Consider the following 937-nt stretch of genomic DNA (forward strand, 5'->3'; position numbering starts at 1 on the left):
GCGTAAACTGCTTTTGCGCCATTCTCTTTCAATGCTTCTGCGGCTTTGCATAGCGTGCCTGCCGTATCAACGATGTCGTCGATGAGTAAGCATGTTTTGCCTTTTACATCGCCAATAATGTGCATTACTTGAGAAACGTTCGCTTGAGGGCGACGTTTGTCAATAATTGCTAAATCTACATCGCCAACGCGCTTAGCCATTGCGCGTGCGCGAACAACACCGCCAACGTCTGGGCTGACAACGATAAAGTCTTCTTTAAAGCGCGTCATGATATCGTCGACCAGAATAGGTGTTGCGTAAATGTTGTCTACTGGAATATCAAAGAAGCCTTGAATCTGATCAGCGTGCAGATCAACAGTCAATACGCGGTCGATGCCTGCGCCAGTGATCATGTCAGCCACAACTTTTGCTGTAATCGGTACACGCATTGAACGCACACGACGATCTTGTCGTGCATAGCCGAAGTAGGGAACAACCGCTGTAATACGGCCTGCAGATGCGCGACGTAATGCGTCGGTCATGACCACGAGTTCCATAAGGTTGTCGTTGGTTGGGTTGCAGGTTGGTTGGATGATAAAAACGTCTTTACCGCGAACGTTTTCGTTAATCTCAACAGCTACTTCGCCGTCGCTGAATTTAGTGACTTTAGCGTTACCGAGAGGTAGGCGTAAATTGTCGACAACTTTCTGTGCTAAATCACGGTTTGCGTTGCCGGTGAATACCATCATTTTAGACATGTGGGTAGCTTACCTCGTTTCAGAGCTGCTTGTGGCGATCAATGTTTGGCTTATATATGGGTATTGAATAATGGCTGGGGTAGGAGGATTCGAACCTCCGCATGACGGNATCAAAACCCGTTGCCTTACCGCTTGGCGATACCCCAGTAATCTGTACCTAAATAATGTCTGCAATATAGTTCAATTTTGAACTTTTACCT

The 937-nt window shown here is 46.9% G+C and carries 1 protein-coding gene and 1 tRNA gene; both read right to left on the reverse strand.

The window, feature by feature from the left end; all coding sequences use genetic code 11:
* The coding region (locus A3738_RS01155) for a ribose-phosphate pyrophosphokinase (RefSeq protein ID WP_068763288.1) at nt 1–737 on the reverse strand (737 nt) is incomplete at its 3' end.
* 71 nt (nt 738–808) lie between these two features.
* Nucleotides 809–883 (reverse strand) — tRNA-Gln (locus A3738_RS01160).
* Nucleotides 884–937 lie beyond the last annotated feature (54 nt).

Source organism: Oleiphilus sp. HI0066 (assembly GCF_001635725.1).